This is a genomic window from Chelativorans xinjiangensis (genome assembly GCF_009812055.1).
Taxonomy (GTDB): domain Bacteria; phylum Pseudomonadota; class Alphaproteobacteria; order Rhizobiales; family Rhizobiaceae; genus Chelativorans; species Chelativorans xinjiangense.
Map to the genome: position 1 here is coordinate 41,167 of NZ_WQNH01000022.1, position 16,790 is coordinate 57,956.

At 63.5% G+C, this 16,790-nt stretch carries 19 protein-coding genes; 4 read left to right on the top strand and 15 right to left on the bottom strand.

Features of this window, described 5'->3' with window-relative positions; genetic code table 11:
* The first annotated feature begins 99 nt into the window (after positions 1-99).
* Positions 100-588: a DUF992 domain-containing protein gene (locus GM910_RS14740; RefSeq protein WP_159588481.1), complete on the top strand. Its 489-nt coding sequence runs from the start codon at positions 100-102 to the stop codon at positions 586-588.
* Between the two features lie 50 nt (positions 589-638).
* Here GM910_RS14740 and GM910_RS14745 read toward each other — a convergent pair whose 3' ends face one another.
* From GM910_RS14745 to GM910_RS14770, 6 genes are all read right to left on the bottom strand, one after another.
* Positions 639-1,064, bottom strand: a complete 426-nt coding sequence (locus GM910_RS14745; RefSeq protein WP_159588483.1) for a PIN domain-containing protein — start codon at positions 1,062-1,064, stop codon at positions 639-641.
* A complete protein-coding gene (locus GM910_RS14750) occupies positions 1,054-1,284 on the bottom strand; it encodes an AbrB/MazE/SpoVT family DNA-binding domain-containing protein (RefSeq protein WP_159588485.1) in 231 nt (76 codons plus the stop codon). Before GM910_RS14750 ends, GM910_RS14745 begins: the two co-directional genes overlap by 11 nt.
* Before the next feature lie 108 nt (positions 1,285-1,392).
* Positions 1,393-2,790, bottom strand: a complete 1,398-nt coding sequence (locus GM910_RS14755; protein ID WP_159588487.1) for an NAD(P)(+) transhydrogenase (Re/Si-specific) subunit beta — start codon at positions 2,788-2,790, stop codon at positions 1,393-1,395.
* A gap of 1 nt (position 2,791) precedes the next feature.
* Complete coding sequence (locus GM910_RS14760) at positions 2,792-3,205, bottom strand: NAD(P) transhydrogenase subunit alpha part 2 (protein WP_159588489.1); 414 nt, start codon at positions 3,203-3,205, stop codon at positions 2,792-2,794.
* Entirely contained in the window at positions 3,205-4,533 is a 1,329-nt protein-coding gene (locus GM910_RS14765) for a Re/Si-specific NAD(P)(+) transhydrogenase subunit alpha (protein WP_159588491.1), read from the bottom strand. The genes GM910_RS14760 and GM910_RS14765 overlap by 1 nt, the downstream gene beginning before the upstream one ends.
* Positions 4,534-4,589: 56 nt before the next feature.
* Positions 4,590-4,817: an aa3-type cytochrome c oxidase subunit IV gene (locus GM910_RS14770; protein WP_159588493.1), complete on the bottom strand. Its 228-nt coding sequence runs from the start codon at positions 4,815-4,817 to the stop codon at positions 4,590-4,592.
* A gap of 207 nt (positions 4,818-5,024) precedes the next feature.
* Here GM910_RS14770 and GM910_RS14775 point away from each other — a divergent pair, with 207 nt between their 5' ends.
* Both GM910_RS14775 and GM910_RS14780 read left to right on the top strand, forming a co-directional pair.
* Complete coding sequence (locus tag GM910_RS14775; protein ID WP_159588495.1) at positions 5,025-5,564, top strand: SAM-dependent methyltransferase; 540 nt, start codon at positions 5,025-5,027, stop codon at positions 5,562-5,564.
* A 159-nt stretch (positions 5,565-5,723) separates the two neighbouring features.
* Positions 5,724-6,803 (top strand): transporter substrate-binding domain-containing protein, encoded by a 1,080-nt coding sequence (locus GM910_RS14780; RefSeq protein WP_159588497.1) that lies wholly within the window; start codon positions 5,724-5,726, stop codon positions 6,801-6,803.
* 2 nt (positions 6,804-6,805) lie between these two features.
* Here the strand turns inward: GM910_RS14780 and GM910_RS14785 are convergent, their stop codons facing one another.
* From GM910_RS14785 to GM910_RS14810, 6 genes are all read right to left on the bottom strand, one after another.
* Positions 6,806-7,648: an ABC transporter ATP-binding protein gene (locus tag GM910_RS14785; RefSeq protein WP_159588499.1), complete on the bottom strand. Its 843-nt coding sequence runs from the start codon at positions 7,646-7,648 to the stop codon at positions 6,806-6,808.
* Between the two features lie 158 nt (positions 7,649-7,806).
* Positions 7,807-9,123, bottom strand: a complete 1,317-nt coding sequence (locus GM910_RS14790) for an ABC transporter substrate-binding protein (RefSeq protein WP_159588501.1) — start codon at positions 9,121-9,123, stop codon at positions 7,807-7,809.
* Positions 9,124-9,193: 70 nt separating this feature from the next.
* Positions 9,194-10,270, bottom strand: a complete 1,077-nt coding sequence (locus tag GM910_RS14795) for a branched-chain amino acid ABC transporter permease (RefSeq protein WP_159588503.1) — start codon at positions 10,268-10,270, stop codon at positions 9,194-9,196.
* A 64-nt stretch (positions 10,271-10,334) separates the two neighbouring features.
* Positions 10,335-11,294: a branched-chain amino acid ABC transporter permease gene (locus GM910_RS14800; RefSeq protein ID WP_159588505.1), complete on the bottom strand. Its 960-nt coding sequence runs from the start codon at positions 11,292-11,294 to the stop codon at positions 10,335-10,337.
* Positions 11,295-11,325: 31 nt separating this feature from the next.
* On the bottom strand, positions 11,326-11,472 hold the full coding sequence (locus GM910_RS14805; RefSeq protein ID WP_159588507.1) for a DUF3096 domain-containing protein: 147 nt from the start codon (positions 11,470-11,472) through the stop codon (positions 11,326-11,328).
* A gap of 10 nt (positions 11,473-11,482) precedes the next feature.
* The gene (locus GM910_RS14810) at positions 11,483-12,307 is read right to left on the bottom strand and encodes an ABC transporter ATP-binding protein (protein ID WP_159588509.1); all 825 of its coding nucleotides are present in this window, start codon (positions 12,305-12,307) and stop codon (positions 11,483-11,485) included.
* Between the two features lie 338 nt (positions 12,308-12,645).
* Between GM910_RS14810 and GM910_RS14815 the strand changes: the two genes are divergently transcribed.
* Complete coding sequence (locus GM910_RS14815; RefSeq protein ID WP_159588511.1) at positions 12,646-13,077, top strand: type II toxin-antitoxin system HicB family antitoxin; 432 nt, start codon at positions 12,646-12,648, stop codon at positions 13,075-13,077.
* 44 nt (positions 13,078-13,121) lie between these two features.
* Here GM910_RS14815 and GM910_RS14820 read toward each other — a convergent pair whose 3' ends face one another.
* The 3 genes from GM910_RS14820 to GM910_RS14830 form a co-directional block, all read right to left on the bottom strand.
* Positions 13,122-15,122: an AMP-dependent synthetase/ligase gene (locus GM910_RS14820; protein ID WP_246226156.1), complete on the bottom strand. Its 2,001-nt coding sequence runs from the start codon at positions 15,120-15,122 to the stop codon at positions 13,122-13,124.
* Positions 15,123-15,328: 206 nt separating this feature from the next.
* On the bottom strand, positions 15,329-16,003 hold the full coding sequence (locus GM910_RS14825; RefSeq protein WP_159588513.1) for a Crp/Fnr family transcriptional regulator: 675 nt from the start codon (positions 16,001-16,003) through the stop codon (positions 15,329-15,331).
* Positions 16,004-16,096: 93 nt separating this feature from the next.
* Positions 16,097-16,789, bottom strand: coding sequence for an N-acyl amino acid synthase FeeM domain-containing protein (locus GM910_RS14830; protein ID WP_246226150.1), 693 nt, complete (start codon positions 16,787-16,789; stop codon positions 16,097-16,099).
* Between the last annotated feature and the right edge of the window lies 1 nt (position 16,790).

Consider the following 16,790-nt stretch of genomic DNA (forward strand, 5'->3'; position numbering starts at 1 on the left):
ATCCTGACAGATGGGTACCATCTGTCAGGATCGCACCACTGGGAACCATTCCCGCTTCCGTTCTGTTTTGGCCCCAGAAACGGAACGGGAATTCGAGCAATGAAGAAACGCGCACTTGCGGCGCTCGCCGCGGTCTTCGCCGTGTCGGCGAGCGCCTTGCCTGCCGCCGCCCAACGCACCGAGGTCGGCATCCTCGACTGCATCATCGAAGGCGGCATGGATATCGCGATTGTGACCTCCAAGGAGCTTTCCTGCACCTTCCAGCCGGCGGACGATACCCGCCCGCCGGAGAGCTATGTCGGCGTCGTCAACAGGTTCGGCCTCGAGGCTGGGGTCACGGGCGAGCGCGTGATGCGCTGGCTGGTGATGGCGCCCACCACGACCGACCCATACGCGCCCGGCGCGCTTGAAGACGACTATGTGGGCGCAAGCGCCGAGGTTACCGCAGGCATCGGCGGCGGCGCCAACGCGCTGTGGAGCGGAACCTACAAGAACCTGATCCTGCAGCCACTGAGCCTGCAGGCGCAGACTGGTCTGAACCTGGCGGTCGGCGTCAGCGAGTTCCAGTTGCGCTCGACGGCGTTGTAGACATTGATAGGGGACCGGCGGCTTCCCCGCCGCCGGCGGTGGGATGTGCCTCACAGCCCCCGGAAGGGGTTGGTGACACGCAGCAGACCTTCGACATGCAGACCATCCTGCATGTCTTCCGACCACAGAACGGAACAACCGCTGTCGAGCGCCGACGCTACGATAAGCCCGTCATAGACAGATAATCCGTAGCGTTGTGCCAGCTCCAACCCATTCTGGTGAATGCGCAGCGTTAAATCCTCGACCTGCAAAAGGCCCCGTACGCTCTCGATGAACAGTTGCACCTCATCCCAGCTCAAACGCATCTTACGCCGCCCCGCATTGGCGATCTCGTTCAGCACTTGAATGCTAATGACACCGCCACGGCCGACGATATCTTCCGCCCGCTGCGCCTTTTGGCGGTCATCGGAGGCGAGATAGAGGATTACGTTGGTATCGATGAAAGCAGACGGGCTCTTGTCTGCTCTACCGAGCATTCAATTCGTCCCGGTCGAAGCGAAAGTCGGCAGGCAGACGTCCGCGAAACTGCTGAAGGCGCTGCAGGAGCGCCTTGCGGTCGGGCTTCTTGGCTATTGCCAGAGAGCGCAGGCCCTCCGCATGGAGATCTATCTCGTCACCTTCCTTCAACTCCAAAAGCTGGACCACCGAGGAAGGAAGGCGGATGGCAAGACTGTTGCCCCATTTGGAAACACGCATGTCCGACCTCCATTGATATACATTTTTCATATGTATATCAGGAAGCGGCGATGTCAACAAAAAAGCCCGGCCGCAACGGCCGGGCTTTCAATCCTGTTTGAGCCGCACTCAGCTCTCCAGCGCCTTGACGATGTCTTCCGTCATCTTCTTGGCGTCGCCCAGGAGCATCATCGTGCCGTCCTTGTAGAACAGCGTGTTGTCGATGCCGGCGTAGCCGGAGCCGAGCGAGCGCTTGACGAAGAGGCAGGTGCGGGCCTTGTCAACTTCCAGGATCGGCATGCCGTAGATGGGCGAGGTCTTGTCGTCGCGGGCCGCCGGGTTCGTCACGTCGTTGGCGCCGATGACATAGGCGACGTCGGCCTGGGCGAACTCGGAGTTGATGTCCTCCAGCTCGAAAACCTCGTCGTACGGCACCTGTGCTTCGGCGAGCAGCACGTTCATGTGGCCCGGCATGCGACCGGCCACCGGGTGGATGGCGTATTTCACCTCGACGCCGGCGGCCTTCAGCTTGTCGGCCATCTCGCGCAGCGCGTGCTGCGCCTGGGCGACAGCCATGCCGTAGCCGGGCACGATGATGACCTTCTGCGCATTCTGCATCAGGTAGGCCGCATCGTCCGCCGACCCCTGCTTGACCGTACGCTCGATACCGTCATCCGCCGCCACCGCTGTCTCGCCGCCAAAGCCGCCGAGGATGACGGAGATGAAGGAGCGGTTCATGCCCTTGCACATGATGTAGGAGAGGATCGCGCCGGAGGAGCCGACCAGCGCGCCGGTGATGATGAGCGCCAAATTGCCGAGCGTAAAGCCGATGCCGGCCGCTGCCCACCCCGAGTAGGAGTTGAGCATCGAGACCACCACCGGCATATCGGCGCCGCCGATGGGGATGATGATGAGCACGCCGAGCGTCAGCGACAGAAGAACGATGAGCCAGAAGACCGTGTGGCTCTGCCCCATCACCAGCATGGCGATAAGAATGACCAGCGCGATGCCGATGCCGGCATTGACCGCATGCCGCATGGGCAGAAGGATCGGCTTGCCCGACATGCGGCCGTCGAGCTTCAGGAAAGCGATGATGGAGCCGGTGAAGGTGACGGCACCGATGGCGACGCCCAGCGACATCTCGACCAGCGCCTGCCCATGGATGGCACCGAGCGTGCCGATGTCGAAGCTTTCCGGCGAATAGAGCGCGGCGGCCGCAACCATGACGGCGGCAAGCCCGACGAGCGAGTGGAAGGCAGCGACGAGCTGCGGCATCTTCGTCATCTGGATTCGCCGGGCGATCACCGCGCCGACCGAGCCGCCGATGGCCAGCCCCAGGACGATGAGCAGAAAGCCGCCTAGCGACGGCGTGGCGAAGGCCAGCGTCGTCAGGATGGCGATCCCCATGCCAACCATGCCGTAGAAATTGCCCTGGCGGCTGGTTGTCGGGTGCGAGAGCCCCCTCAGCGCCAGGATGAAGAGGATGCCGGAGACGAGATAGAGGAAGGATGCAAGATTGGCGCTCACGTCACTTGTCCTTCTTCTTGTACATCGCCAGCATCCGCTGGGTGACGAGGAAGCCGCCGAAGATGTTGACTGCTGAAAGCATCAGCGCAACGAAGCCGAAGCCGGTGGCAAGCCCGGAAGCAGAGATGCCGACTGCCAGAAGCGCGCCGACGACGATGACCGAGGAGATGGCATTGGTGACCGACATCAGCGGTGTGTGCAGCGCCGGGGTCACGGACCACACGACATAATAGCCGACGAAGATTGCCAGCACGAAAATTGCGAAGCGGAAGACGAAGGGGTCGATGGCCCCGCCCGTCGCGCCATGCGCGAGCGCGCCGGCGGCATCGGCCGCTTCCATGTTCTCCAAGGCGGCGCGCACGCCCGCGGTGGCGCGCTCGAGCTGCTCGAGCGCCTGTTCGACAGTGTTTTCCATCAGGCTTCTCCCCCGGATTTGCGCGTGGCGGGCTTCCTGGCTGAAGCTGACGACGTGCGCTTGGCGCCCCCCGTGCCAGCGGCCGTCCCGGAAGCGGGCTCGCCTTGCTTAAGCTCCGGCGAAGCGGGCTTGGCCGCTGCCTTGCGCCGCGCCGGCGCCTTCTTGGGTGCAGCTTTGGGTGCCGGCTCGGCACCCTTGGCAGAGCCGGCAAAGTTCGGGTGCACCACCGCGCCGTCACGGGTGAGCATGGTGGCCTTCACCAGCTCGTCCTCGAAATCGATGGCGAGCGCTTGTTTCTCCTTGTCGACCATCGTCTCCAGGAAGGCGAAGAGGTTGCGCGCGTAGAGCAGCGAGGCGGAAGCGGCGACACGGCCCGGCACGTTGAGATGGCCGAGGATCTTGACACCGTTTGCCGTGGTGACGACCTCGCCGGCCTTCGCGCCCTCGACGTTGCCGCCGCGCTCCACCGCGAGATCGACAACGACGGAGCCCGGCCGCATGGACTTCACCATCTGAGCCGACACCAGGCGCGGCGCCGGCCGGCCGGGAATGAGGGCGGTGGTGATGACGATGTCCTGCTTGGCGATGTGGTCGGCGACGAGCTCTGCTTGAGCTTTTTTCTCGTCGTCCGTCAGCTCGCGCGCATAGCCGCCTTCGCCCGAGGCGTCCTTCAGTGCGTCGGTCATGATGAACTTGGCGCCGAGGGAGGCGACCTGCTCGCCCGCCGCCGCGCGCACGTCGGTCGCCGTCACCACGGCGCCGAGACGGCGCGCCGTGGCAATGGCCTGCAGGCCGGCAACACCGGCGCCCATGACGAACACCTTGGCCGCCGGCACGGTGCCCGCGGCCGTCATCATCATCGGCAATGCCCGGTCGTATTCGGCCGCTGCATCGATGACGGCGCGGTAGCCGGCTAGGTTCGCCTGGCTCGACAAGACGTCCATCGACTGGGCACGCGTTATGCGCGGCATGAACTCCATGGCAAATGCCGTGATGCCGGCTTTCGCCATCGCCGCCACCTCGGCCTCGTTGCCGTAGGGATCCATGGTGGCGATAACGACGGCGCCTTGTCTGTAGGTTTTCAGCTCGGCGGCCGTCGGGCGGCGCAGCTTCAGCACCACGTCGGCCTTGGCGGCGTCCGCCGCCTGGCCGATCGCCGCCCCGGCTTGTCTGAAATCCTCGTCCGGAATGCGCGAGAGGCTGCCGGCGTCCTTTTCGACCGTCACACCGAAGCCGAGGCCGACAAGCCGCTTCACCGTGTCGGGCGAGACCGCCACGCGCGGCTCGTTGCCGGCGACCTCCCTGGGCACGAAAATCGTCTGTCCCACCGTCGTATCCTTGTCGTTGGACATCCCCCAGCGCGGGTGGACCCGCGCGCCGCGCGTCAGCGCAGCATCCAGACGCCGAGCGCGCAGATGAGAATGAAGAGGATGAGGCTGGAGATGAAGCCTGCCGCGGTGAAGAAGCCGAAGGCCATCGCAATCAGCGTGGCGGCGACCACCAGGCAGGTGTATTTGGCAATCGTCAGGAAGAGGCTGTAGGTGCGTTCGTGTTCCGCGTAGTCCATTTCCGCACCCTTTTCTGCCGGTCCATCCGGCTGTTTCTCTGCCATCGCATACCCCCTCGGGATGAAGACTGGCAAGGGGAATAGCGAAAACGCCGCCCAAGGGCAATGGGCCGCATGGACGCATGCCACCCTATGTCCTGGCTCGCGAAATTGGTACGTTGGATGTAACGGTTTGGAAGCGCGGATGAAGTGATGGTCGAAATCCTGCCGCTCGGTGAGCTTTACCCCAACCCCACCTTCGAGGGCGCCTGAATGGCGAAGCCGACAACCGGCTGGCAAGCCGCCGGGCGCGATCGGTTTCGCCCGGTGATCGAGACGATGGGGTTGTCGCCCGGCGACCGGCTCCTGGAAATCGGCTGCGGCAACGGCGTCTCCGTGGAGATGATCTGCAAGGCCTGCCCCGCGGCGAACATCACCGCTATCGACCGCTCGACCAAGATGACCGAACGCGCAGTTGAGAGGAACCGCGCCCATGTCGAGACCGGCCGGGCGCGCATCCTGACGGCGCCGCTGGTGGGATTGCGGCTTGAGGAGCGCTTCGGCAAGATCTTCGCCGTCAACGTCAACGTCTTCTGGATGAAGCCGGCACGGGAACTGGAGGTGGTGAGACGCCTACTGGCGCCGCGAGGAACGCTGTATCTGTTCTACCAACCGCCCGCCGGCAGCAGCGTCATCGAGCTTCAAAAGAAACTGCGCCGCAATCTGGAGGCAGCTCGATTCTCTGTCGCGGGCGAGCACGAGATATCTGCTTCCGCTATCGTTACGAGCTGCACGCAGGCGAAGGCCGGGTAGGCGCAGGGTTTCAATCGCACTCCTCACTTCCCACAAAAGAATCCACAGCACGTCTTTATTGATCAGGCAGAACGGGGTTTGATTGGCCTGTTTTGGAAGACGAGGGGCGAAACAGTGAACCCTGCGGCACTTGTTTCATGGCAAAGGAGCACTCTTGCGGTGTTCGCACTGGCCTTCGTGGTCAGCCTGTTGGCGACCGGCGGCCTGCGCGCTCAGGAGGAAGACGCACCGCTGTCTCGCCAGCCGCTGAAGGTCGGTCTCTATGTCAGCCCGCCATTTGTTATGAAGGAGGGCGACCGTTTCACAGGCATGGCGGTCGAGCTGTGGGAGCGTGTTGCCTCGGGGCTCGATCTCCAGTTCGACTACGAGGAGACCCCCACGATCAGGGATCTCGTCCAGGCGACGGCCGACGGTGATCTCGACGTCGCCCTGACCAACCTGACGATCACCGAAAGGCGCGCCCAGCGCATCGACTTCACCCATCCCTGGTACGACGCGGGGCTGCGGCTGATGGTCAACGAGGACCAGGGGGCCGGCTTCTGGGACGTCGTCGCCGGCCTGCGGGAATCGGGCCACCTCAGGGCCTATGCCTGGCTTGCCTTCGTCATCGTCGTTGCCACGGTGCTGCTGACCCTGTTCGACCGGCTGTTCGACAAGGACTTCCCGCGCCGCTGGCGCGACGGGCTGGCCGAGAGCTTCTATTCGGTGATGTCCGTCGCCACCTCCGGCAAGCCGGCGGCGCGCAAGAACCTGTTCGGCTGGATCGGGCGCGTGTGGCAGGCCCTGTGGCTGGTTTGCGGGATTGCCGTGCTCGCCTATCTCACATCCTCGGTCACCAGCGTCATGACGACGCTGTCGCTCACCAACCGGATCAACAGTATTGACGACCTGCCGGGCAAGACCGTCGGCGTCTTCACCGGCAGCGTGGCCGAGGAATACGCCGAGGAGAACGGGATCGCCGTGCGCTCCTACCGGGAGATCGAAGGGGCCGTGGCGGCGCTCATCGACGGCAGGATCGAGGCGGTGATCGCCGATGCGCCGGTGCTGGAATATTACGCCCTCCAACACCCGGATCTGCCGGTCACCGTGGTCGGCCGCATCTTCGCCCCGGACAAATACGGCTTCGGCCTGCAGCACACGAGCGAGCTGACGCGGCCGCTCACGGTGGAGATCATCGGCGAGCACGAGAGCGGCGCGCTGGAAACGCTGCGGGCGAAATATTTCGGCGAGCGAGAATAGACTTACGAGAGCCAGCGCTTCCTGCGCTTGTAGTGCTTGACATTGCGGAAGGAGCGCCGGCCTTCGCCGCCGATGCCGAGATAGAACTCCTTCACGTCCTCGTTCTCGCGCAGCGCCCGCGCCTCGCCGTCGAGCACGATGCGGCCCGATTCGAGGATATAGCCGTATTTGGCATAGCGCAGCGCCACGTTTGTGTTCTGCTCGGCAAGCAGGAAGGACACGTTCCTCTCCTCGTTGAGCTGCTTGACGATCTCGAAGATCTCTTCGACGAGCTGCGGGGCAAGCCCCATCGATGGCTCGTCGAGCAGGATCATCTTCGGCCGGCTCATCAGCGCCCGGCCGATGGCTGTCATCTGCTGCTCGCCGCCCGAGGTGTAGCCGGCCTGGCTGCCGCGCCGCTCCTTCAGCCGCGGGAAGTAGGTGTAGACGAGCTCCAGGTCCTCGCGGATCGCCGTCTGGCCGTCGCGGCGAGTGAAGGCGCCGGTCAGGAGATTGTCCTCCACCGAGAGATGGCCGAAGCAGTGCCGCCCCTCCATCACCTGGATACAGCCGCGCCGCACCAGGTCGTTGGGCGACAGGTTGTGCACCTGTGCGCCGTCGAAGACGATGTTGCCCTTCGTCACCTCGCCGCGCTCGGCGTGAAGCAGATTGGAGATGGCCTTGAGCGTGGTCGTCTTGCCGGCGCCGTTGGCGCCGAGAAGGGCGGTGATGCCGCCCTTCGGCACTGACAGCGAGACACCCTTGAGCACCAGGATGACGCGGTCGTAGATGACCTCGATGTTGTTGACCTCGAGGATGAGGTTGTCGGGTTCTTGCGCTGGTACAGCTGCGGAGGTGGTCATCATCGCTCGCTACCTCACACGCGCAATCATCCCGGCCAAGGGAGCTTTAGCTCCCGCGAGCCGGGACCCATTCCGTGAGTCTTCCATGTTCCGGAATGGGCCCCGGACAGCCTCCGCTTCGCTTCGGCTTCCGGGATGACGGGCGGTTATGTACCGCATTCCTACATCTCGCACTCTTCGTTGACCGGCCACGGCGCGTTGGCCGCGGCATAGGCTTCGGCCTCCTGCTTTTCCAGCGGCTCGATGGCTTCGCGGTCCGGCGTGATGAGGTCGGAGACCTTGACGAACTTCTCACCGTCCCACTCCAGCATCCAGGCACCGCCATGACCGGTGTGGTCGGCGCAAGAGGTCTTGAAGGGCACCAGCATGCCGGTGGCGCCCAGTTCTTCGAGGCGGGCCTCGTCCATATTGAGGTTCTCCAGGCCCCAGCGTACTTGCTCGGCGTCCGGCGCCTGCGTGTCGAACTCCTCCTGCGCGGCACGGATGGCCTCGACCAGCATGGCGGAGATCATCAGGCCGCGCTGGTAGAACACCGAGTCAAGCTCGCTCTCGTTCTCGATCAGCGACTTGCCGGGCTCCACCACATACTGCCTGATGTCCTGGACGAGCTGGGAGTCGGGCACAGGCACACTCCAAGAGATGGAGCGGTAGCCCTTGCCCTCTTCGCCGATCAGCTTCAGGTCGCCATCGTGGCCGGACCACCAGATGCCGATGAACTGATCCATCGGATAGCGGGTCTTGGCCGCTTCCGTGACAGCGCCGGCATTCATCGCGCCCCAGCCCCACATGAGCACGAAATCCGGCCGCTCGCGGCGGATCTGCAGCCACTGCGCCGACTGATTCTGCATCTCGGTGAGGCCGACCGGGATGGGCAGGAGCGTGAAGCCGTGCTGCTCGGCCAATGCTTGAAGTAGCGGGATCGGCTCCTTGCCGTATGGATGGTCGAGATGCAGGAGCGCGATCTTCTTGCCGTTGAGATTGTCCAGATCGCCTTCGGATATGTGCTTGAGGATCATGGACGCACCGTCCCAGTAGGAGGACGGCGGGTTGAAGGCCCACTGGAACACCTTGCCGTCGGCCATGGGCGAAAAGCCGTAGCCGGGGGCGAGGATGGGGATTTCGTCGACATTGGACTTCGGCAGCACCTGCAGGGTGATGCCGGTGGACCAGGGTTGTGTGACGACGGCATTCTCCTTGGTCCTCTCGTAGCACTCCACCCCCTTCTCGGTGTTGTAGCCGGTCTCGCACTCGTCATAGGTGAGCTCGACGCCGTTGAGCCCGCCGTCGCGTTCGTTGAGCAAGGTGATGTAGTCGCGCTGGCCGTTCATCAGCGGCGTGCCCGTGGCCGCGAAGGGCCCGGTACGGTACGACAGGTTGGGGATATAGATCGAATCCTCCTGCGCGCTTGCAGGCAGGGCAAGGGCGACGCCCGCGGCGAGCGCCGCCGACAAGGCTGCAGTCTTCATCATTTTCTTCATTTCGTCTCCTCCACTTGTTCGTTCTTCCGCTGTGGAAAGGGCGAACCGGCCCTTTGGTATTATGGCCTCCTCAGTGTGGGAACGGCCATAGTATCAGCTTCTCCCTGATGACCGCCCAGAACCGCGCCAGCCCGTGCGGCTCGACGATCAGGAAAGTGATGATGAGCACGCCGATGATCATCACATTAAGATGCTCCACCGTCGCCGACGCCAGCGGCAAGCCGAGCATGGCCGGGACGGCGCTGATGATGACCGGCAGCGCGACGATGAGGATGGCGCCCAGATAGTTGCCGAGGATCGAGCCCAGCCCGCCGATAATGGCGATGAACAGCACGCGGAACGACAACGGGATGTCGAACAGGTTGGCCTCCGCCGCGCCGCGCCACAGGAAGACGAAGAGCGCGCCGGAAACGCCGACGATGTAGGACGACACGAAAAAGGCCGTGAGCTTCGCGCGCATCAGGTTGATGCCGACGAGCTCGGCTGCGATATCCATGTCCCGCACCGCCTTCCACATGCGCCCGATGCGCCCGCGCGTGATGTTGATGGCGAAGAAGGTGACGACGCAGACAATGGCGAGCACGAAGTAGTACTGGGTGATGGCAGCCGCGCGCGGGCCGGCAACGGTGATGCCGAACATGCTGATATTGGGCACGTGGATGGCGCCGGAGGCGCTGTAGTTGTAGAGCCAGTCCCATTTCTGGAACAGCCAGACGAGAAAGAACTGGGCGGCCAGCGTGGCGATGGCGAGGTAGAAGCCCTTGATCCTCAGCGAGGGCAGGCCGAAGAGGGCGCCGACGCCGGCGGAGAAGAAGCCCGACAGCGCGATGGCGACAACGATGTTCATCTCCGGGAAGAGGGTGATGAGCTTATAGCAGGCATACGCGCCGACGCCCATGAAGGCGCCGGTGCCGAGCGAGAGCTGGCCCGCATAGCCTGTGAGGATGTTGAGGCCGAGAGCCGCGAGCGCGTAGATAAGCACCGGGATGAGCAGCGCCCGGAAGGCAAACTCGCTCGCCGTCAGCGGGAAGACGACGAAGGCGAGGATAAGGACGACGCCCAAAAGGATGGCATCCTGGCGCACGGGGAAGAGCGCGTGGTCTGCCGCGTAGCTGGTCTTGAACTGGCCGGCGGTGCGATAGAGCATGGGCTAACCTCTCCCGTCGAGCGCGGTGCCACAGGGGCTCGTTGCGGCAACACTCGACATCCCCTCACACCCTCTCGATAATGCGCTCGCCGAACAGCCCCTGCGGCCGGAACAGGAGCACGATCAGCGCCACCACGTAGGCGAACCAGGCTTCCGTGTTGCCGCCCATGAGCGGCTGGCCCCAGTAGACCTCGAACAGCTTTTCCAGAATGCCGATGGCGAGGCCGCCGATGATGGCGCCCATGACGCTTTCCAGACCTCCCAGCATGAGCACGGGCAGCGCCTTGTAGGCGATGACCTCGAGCGCGAAGGAGACGCCGGCCCGCGCCCCCCAGGCAATGCCGGTGGCAAGCGCGATGACGCCGGCGATGAACCAGACCACCACCCAGATGGTGGACAGCGAGATGCCGACCGAAAGCGCTGCCTGATGGTCGTCGCCGAGCGCCCGGATGGCGCGGCCGGTCTTCGTCCTGTTGAGGAAGAGAAGGAGGGCGGCGACCAGGAGCACCGCACCGATGACGGAGGTGAGGTCCTTCTGCTCGATGGAGACGAAGCCGCCGAAGAGATCCAGTGTGATACTGTCGGTGGGGATCATCAGCTCGCGCGTGATCATCACCTTGTTTTCGCCGCCGAAGATGATTTCGCCGAAGCCGATGAGGAACAGCGTGATGCCGATGGTGGCCATGAACAGGATGATGTCGGGCTGGTTGACCAACGGGCGCAGAACGGCGCGCTCGATGGTGACCGCCAGCACGAGCATGACGAGGAGCGTGAGCGGCAGGGCGAGAAGCGCCGGCACGCCCTTCTCGGTGAGGCCTACCAGCGTGAGAGCCGCAAAGACGACCATGATGCCTTGCGCGAAGTTGAAGATGCGCGAGGACTTGTAGATGAGCACGAACCCAAGCGCGATGAGCGCGTAGAGCACACCGCCGACGAGGCCCTCCCACACGACCTGGAGCAGGAAATCCGGCGCAGCCGCCATGTCGGCGAAGGGCTGGACGAAGATGGCGTTCAGAAAATCCATGGCCCGGCTCCCTGTCCCGACATCCGGCCGCTCACCCCATCAGCCCCGGAAACAGCCCGATGAGGCCGATGATGATGAGGTAGAAGGCGACGATGTAGTTCAAAAGCCGCGGCATGATCAGGATGAGGATGCCGGCTATCAGCGAGACCAGCGGCGTAAGGGCGAGATCGTACATCATTCTTCCTTCCTCAATGGGGCACGCCCAGATAGGCGTCGATGACCCCCTGGTCATTCTTCACCGCATCCGGCGTACCGTCAGCAATTTTCTTTCCGTAATCCAGAACCGCCACCCGGTCCGACAGGTCCATCACCACGCCCATGTCGTGCTCGATAAGGGCGATGGTGGTACCGCGCTGCTGGTTCACGTCGATGATGAACCGGCTCATGTCTTCCTTTTCCTCGAGGTTCATGCCGGCCATCGGCTCGTCGAGAAGAAGCAGGCTCGGCTCCATGGCGAGCGCCCGGCCGAGCTCCACACGCTTTTGCAGGCCGTAGGGCAATTTGCCCACCGGCGTGTGGCGGATGTGCTGGATCTCCAGGAAGTCGATGATCTCCTCGACCGTCTCGCGGTGGACGATCTCTTCCCTGAGCGCAGGGCCGTGCCACAGCATCTGCCAGCCGATATGCCGCTTCATCATCACCGAGCGGCCGGCCATGATGTTGTCGAGCGTCGACATGCCCTTGAACAGCGCCACGTTCTGGAAGGTGCGGGCGATCCCCTGCCCCACCGCATGATGCGGCTTCATGGCGCGCCGCTCGCGCCCGCGGAAGACGATCGAGCCGTGCTGCGGCGTATAGAAGCCGTTGACGACGTTGAGCATCGACGTTTTGCCGGCGCCATTGGGCCCGATGATGGCCCGGATCTCACCCTTCAGGATGTTCAGTGAGATGTCCGTGAGCGCCTTCACGCCGCCGAAGGCGAGCGAGATGTTCTTGGCCTCCAGGAGCACGTCGCCCCTGGCGATACCGTCGTCGGGCGCCGTCAGCATCACGTGGTCGGGCCGCTCGTTCATTGCAGGGCCTCCCCATGCTGAGAACGCCTTTCTTGCCGGTATAGATTACACTTGCTTGCCTCGCAAAAATGCGAGATATTCATCCTCGAATGGGGGACGGGCGGATGAAGCGGGAGGCGCTGATCCGGGAGCTTCGAAGGCTGGCCAGAAGATCTGGCAAGCGCTTTGAGGTGATCTCTGGTCACGGCAAGGGATCCCACTGTCGGGTCTATTTCGGCGATCGCTAGACCACGGTAAAGGCGGGAGAACTGAGGCCGGGTTACGTAACGCTCATCAGGAAACAGTTGGGAATCGAATAACGTCGCTCCATGTCGGCGGGAAAGCGGAAGGAGACGAGCATGGACTATATCTACGCCGCCGAGTTTCAGGCGGACCCGGACGATGGCTACATCGTGACCTTTCCGGATGTGCCGGAAGCGATCACTCAAGGCGACAACCTCGCCGACGCGCGTGCCAGCGCAGTAGACGCTCTCGGCATGGCACTGCGCGGCTACCTGGCCAAAGGTCTGCCTTTGCCTGCCCCGGCGGCAAGCGGAAAAGGCCTTCATGCGATACCGGTTGACGCAAGGACGGCGCTCAAGCTTGCCGTCATTGAGGCATTCAATGCGGCAGGCATCTCGAAGGTTGAGTTCGCCCGTCGCCTGGGCAAACCGGAGACCGAGCCGTATCGCATTCTTGACCCGGACCACCCGACCAAGCTTCCCTTGCTTGAGACGGCGCTGACCGCGCTCGGCAAGGAGATCGTGATTTCCGTCCGCAACGCGGCCTGAGACCACGGGAAGCGGGACGACGCGATAAAGGGTCGGCCCCTGGTTCATTCCGCCGCCTCCCGCACGGTTTCCGCCGCCGCCGGGAACACCTCGGCGTCGGCGATGCGCACCGTGGCGCGCAGCACGCCCTTGCGGCCGTCCTCGTAGGTGACCTCCGTCTCCACATATTTCTCCGTCGAGCCGTCGTAGAGCGCCTCGATCAATTCGCCGTAGCGCTCGGCGATATAGCTGCGGCGTACCTTCTGCGTGCGCGTCAATTCGCCGTCGTCGGCGTCGAGTTCCTTGTGGAGGACGAGGAAGCGGCGAATCTGGGAGGCGGCCATCAGCGGCTCTGCGGCAAGGCGCCGGTTGGCCTCCGCCACGTGAGCGGCGATGATCCGGTAGACGCGGTCGTGGCCGGCAAGCTCCTGATAGGAGGCGTAGGCGATATTGTTGCGCTCGGCCCAGCTTCCGACGGCGGCGAGGTCGATGTTGATGAAGGCGGCGCAGAAGTCGCGCCCGTGGCCGAAGGCGACCGCCTCCTTGATGTCGGGGAAGAACTTCAGCGCATTCTCGATGTATTTCGGCGCGAACAGGGCGCCGGAGGCGAATTTGCCGACATCCTTGGCGCGGTCGATGATTTTCAACTGCCCGTCGCGGTCGAAGAAGCCTGCGTCACCCGTATGCACCCAGCCGTCCGCCGTCTTGGTATCGCGCGTCGCCTCCTCGTTCTTGTAGTAGCCCATGAAGACGCCGGGCGAGCGGTAGAGCACCTCGCCGTTCTCGTCGACCCTGATCTCCACCTCCGGCGAGGGGAGCCCCACCGTATCCGGCCGGATCCTACCGTCCGGTTGGGCGGTGATGTAGACCGTGGCTTCCGTCTGGCCATAGAGCTGCTTCAGGTTGAGGCCGATCGAGCGGTAGAAGCTGAAGAGTTCCGGGCCGATCGCCTCGCCCGCCGTGTAGCCGACACGCATCCGCGAAAGCCCCAGCCGATTCTTGAGTGGCCCGTAGACGAGGAACTCGCCCAGCGCGTATTTGGTGCGGTCCCAAAGGCCGACGGTCTCGCCGTTCAGGAGCGGCTCGCCAACCTCACGCGCATGCGCCAGGAAGTGGTCGAACATCCACTTCTTCGCCCGTCCGGCATCCTCCATGCGCACCATGATCGCCGTCAACAGGGTTTCGAAGACGCGCGGCGGAGCGAAGAAATAGGTCGGCGCGATCTCGCGGCGATCCTCGTTCACCGTCTCCGCGCTTTCCGGGCAGGCGACCGAGAAGCCGGCCGTATAGGACTGGGCGTAGGAGAAGAGATGGTCGCCCACCCAGGCGAGCGGCAGGTAGGCGATGATGCTCTCGTTCTCGGTGAGGTTGTCGAAGGCGTTGCCGTTGAGCGCCGAGCGCACGAGATTGTCGTTCGACAGCATCACCCCCTTGGGCCGGCCGGTGGTGCCGGAGGTGTAGAGCATGACGGCAAGGTCAGCCCCTCTCCCCTTCTCCACCTCGGAAAGCCAGAGTGCCGCCGCGCCGGGCTCCTGCGAAAGGCGTTTCAGCCCGGCCTCGCAAAGGCTTGAATAGGCATGCAGATGCGTGTGGTCGTAGTCGCCCAGGCCCCGCGGCTCGTCATAGACGATTTCCTTCAGGTGCGGCGCCTTCTCGGCGATGGACAGCAGTTTGTCCACCTGCTCCTGGTCCTCGACGACGGCGTATTTCACCTCCGCATGGTCGAGCACATAGGCCATCTCCTCGGCCACCGAATCCGCGTAGACCGGCACCGGCACCGCGCCGAGCGACTGGGCCGCGGCGAAGGTCCAGTAGAGCCGGGGACGATTGGCGCCGACGACGGCGATCTTGTCGCCGCGCTTGAGCCCGGCCGTCTGCAGCCCGAGGGCAAAGGTACGCACCTCCTCGAGCTGTTCTTCCCAGGTCCAGCTCTGCCAGATGCCGTAGTCCTTGTGCCGCATGGCCGGGCGGCCGCGAAAGCGCTCGGCGTTCAGCAGCAGGAATTTGGCAAACGTGTCGGGCGAAGGATGCGCCTGCGCCAAACCATTCTCCTCCCATCGCGGCATCACGTGCCACTTCTCCCGCCGCCTCCCCGCGACGGATTGTTATGGTGGGGAGGGTTCCACGAAAAGCAAGGCGGATCAACAAGACGCTTGACAGACAAGGCGGCCATTTGCCTTTATTCTGAAGCTGTTGTGTGCGCTTTGCGCGTGTCGGCGCTTTGATATCCGCCGCCAATTCGGACAGCGGTCACCGATACAGCCCTCACCGATCAAGCGTCGTATTGGCCGAGCGCATCCGGCTTCAGGACGGTGATGCGGCCGTGGGCGGCGCGCAGCAGGCCCTCCTCCTCCAGTTCGCGCAGTGCTTTGTTCACCACCTGGCGCGAGACGCCGGCAAGAAGCCCCAGCTCCTCCTGACTGATCTCGATCTCGTTTTCGACCGCCGGGTAGAGAACCGGGTTGAAGAACCAGGCGAGATTGCGCGCCACGCGCGCCTTGGGGTTGAGGATGCGGTCGTATTCGATGGTGGCGATGAACTGGCCCATGCGCTCGTTGAGCTGGCGCACGAGGAACCGGTTGAAGCCGGTGCTGTTCTCGTAGAGCCACATGAACGTGGCGCGCTGCATCATGGCGAGCCTGGTATCGCGGATCGCGACGACGTCGTATTTGCGCGGCTCGTCCTTCAGCACCGAACCTTCGCCGAACCAGCTTCCCGCCGCCGCCCCGGCGAAGGTCATCGCCTTGCCGGCAGCCGAGATGGCGGAGATCTTGACGAGCCCGTCGAGAACGCCGGTCCAATAGTCGAGCCGGTCGCCCCGGTGGCACACATAGCCGCCCTTGGGATAGTGCCGCTCAACGAGCCCGTGCTTCGCCCGCTCCAGCTCCTCGCCGGTCAATTCGCGGGCCCACAGGGCGGAACGGACGATCGCGTCTTTGGCACTCATGGCTCAGAAAGGTTCCGGGCGCACGCACACCCGACCGCTTATGAACGCCGGCTGCTGTCATGGCAAGGCGGGAGCCTGATGTGGGCGCTGATGTCAGGCGGCGGCCTTCAAATACTTTGCCGTCGGCAAGATTGTCAGAGGCGCAAGCTCCCCACGCTTCGGCTGATCGAACAGCATGCGACGTTCGCTCGCCGTAGATGCGAAAAAGGGAAACCGCTCCAGCGAAAGCTGCATGCTGACATCAGTGCGTGTTTCATAAAGAAATATCGGCATTGTAAAGGGCGGATAGAGGCGAGGCTCGCAAAGCGAAATGGAATCGAAGCTTCTGGCGTAGAAGGCGGTATGCTCCTCGCGGATCATCGAAATACAGCCGGAAGTATTAAAGTGAATGACACCGATGAAGGCCAATCGCAGTGTAATGTAGGGCAGGACGCGAAAGGACGTCGTCAAGTCCGGGTCAATCGACAGCCGGCTGGGATCTATGAAGGACTCGCCCCGCTCCAGCCGCGGCTGCAAAATGTCTGAAAAAACCGTCATGGACGGCGCGTAGGGCATCTCCTTCGTCAGGTGATGAAGTCGTATCGTGCTGACGAGATGATTGTTCATGAACACGCCGAACTTGTAGCAATTCGGCGCCTCATCGAGTTCATCCACCATGCGCTCGTCCGCGGATTCGGACAGCAAAAGGCCATGACGGCGAAAAGACTTGTAGCGCAGCCTGTATATTGCCTCCAAGTCCTCGCCGCCCTCGTTACGGCGGTACTCGACCTCGTCGAGTACTGCCATC

Bases quoted from the DNA above. Each gene is read 5' to 3' on its own strand.
- GM910_RS14740 (WP_159588481.1), top strand. From the start codon at position 100: ATGAAGAAACGCGCACTTGCGGCGCTCGCCGCGGTCTTCGCCGTGTCG.
- GM910_RS14745 (WP_159588483.1), bottom strand. From the start codon at position 1,064: ATGCTCGGTAGAGCAGACAAGAGCCCGTCTGCTTTCATCGATACCAAC.
- GM910_RS14750 (WP_159588485.1), bottom strand. From the start codon at position 1,284: ATGCGTGTTTCCAAATGGGGCAACAGTCTTGCCATCCGCCTTCCTTCC.
- GM910_RS14760 (WP_159588489.1), bottom strand. From the start codon at position 3,205: ATGGAAAACACTGTCGAACAGGCGCTCGAGCAGCTCGAGCGCGCCACC.
- GM910_RS14770 (WP_159588493.1), bottom strand. From the start codon at position 4,817: ATGGCAGAGAAACAGCCGGATGGACCGGCAGAAAAGGGTGCGGAAATG.
- GM910_RS14775 (WP_159588495.1), top strand. From the start codon at position 5,025: ATGGCGAAGCCGACAACCGGCTGGCAAGCCGCCGGGCGCGATCGGTTT.
- GM910_RS14785 (WP_159588499.1), bottom strand. From the start codon at position 7,648: ATGATGACCACCTCCGCAGCTGTACCAGCGCAAGAACCCGACAACCTC.
- GM910_RS14790 (WP_159588501.1), bottom strand. From the start codon at position 9,123: ATGAAGAAAATGATGAAGACTGCAGCCTTGTCGGCGGCGCTCGCCGCG.
- GM910_RS14795 (WP_159588503.1), bottom strand. From the start codon at position 10,270: ATGCTCTATCGCACCGCCGGCCAGTTCAAGACCAGCTACGCGGCAGAC.
- GM910_RS14800 (WP_159588505.1), bottom strand. From the start codon at position 11,294: ATGGATTTTCTGAACGCCATCTTCGTCCAGCCCTTCGCCGACATGGCG.
- GM910_RS14805 (WP_159588507.1), bottom strand. From the start codon at position 11,472: ATGATGTACGATCTCGCCCTTACGCCGCTGGTCTCGCTGATAGCCGGC.
- GM910_RS14810 (WP_159588509.1), bottom strand. From the start codon at position 12,307: ATGAACGAGCGGCCCGACCACGTGATGCTGACGGCGCCCGACGACGGT.
- GM910_RS14815 (WP_159588511.1), top strand. From the start codon at position 12,646: ATGGACTATATCTACGCCGCCGAGTTTCAGGCGGACCCGGACGATGGC.
- GM910_RS14820 (WP_246226156.1), bottom strand. From the start codon at position 15,122: ATGCCGCGATGGGAGGAGAATGGTTTGGCGCAGGCGCATCCTTCGCCC.
- GM910_RS14825 (WP_159588513.1), bottom strand. From the start codon at position 16,003: ATGAGTGCCAAAGACGCGATCGTCCGTTCCGCCCTGTGGGCCCGCGAA.
- GM910_RS14830 (WP_246226150.1), bottom strand. From the start codon at position 16,789: ATGGCAGTACTCGACGAGGTCGAGTACCGCCGTAACGAGGGCGGCGAG.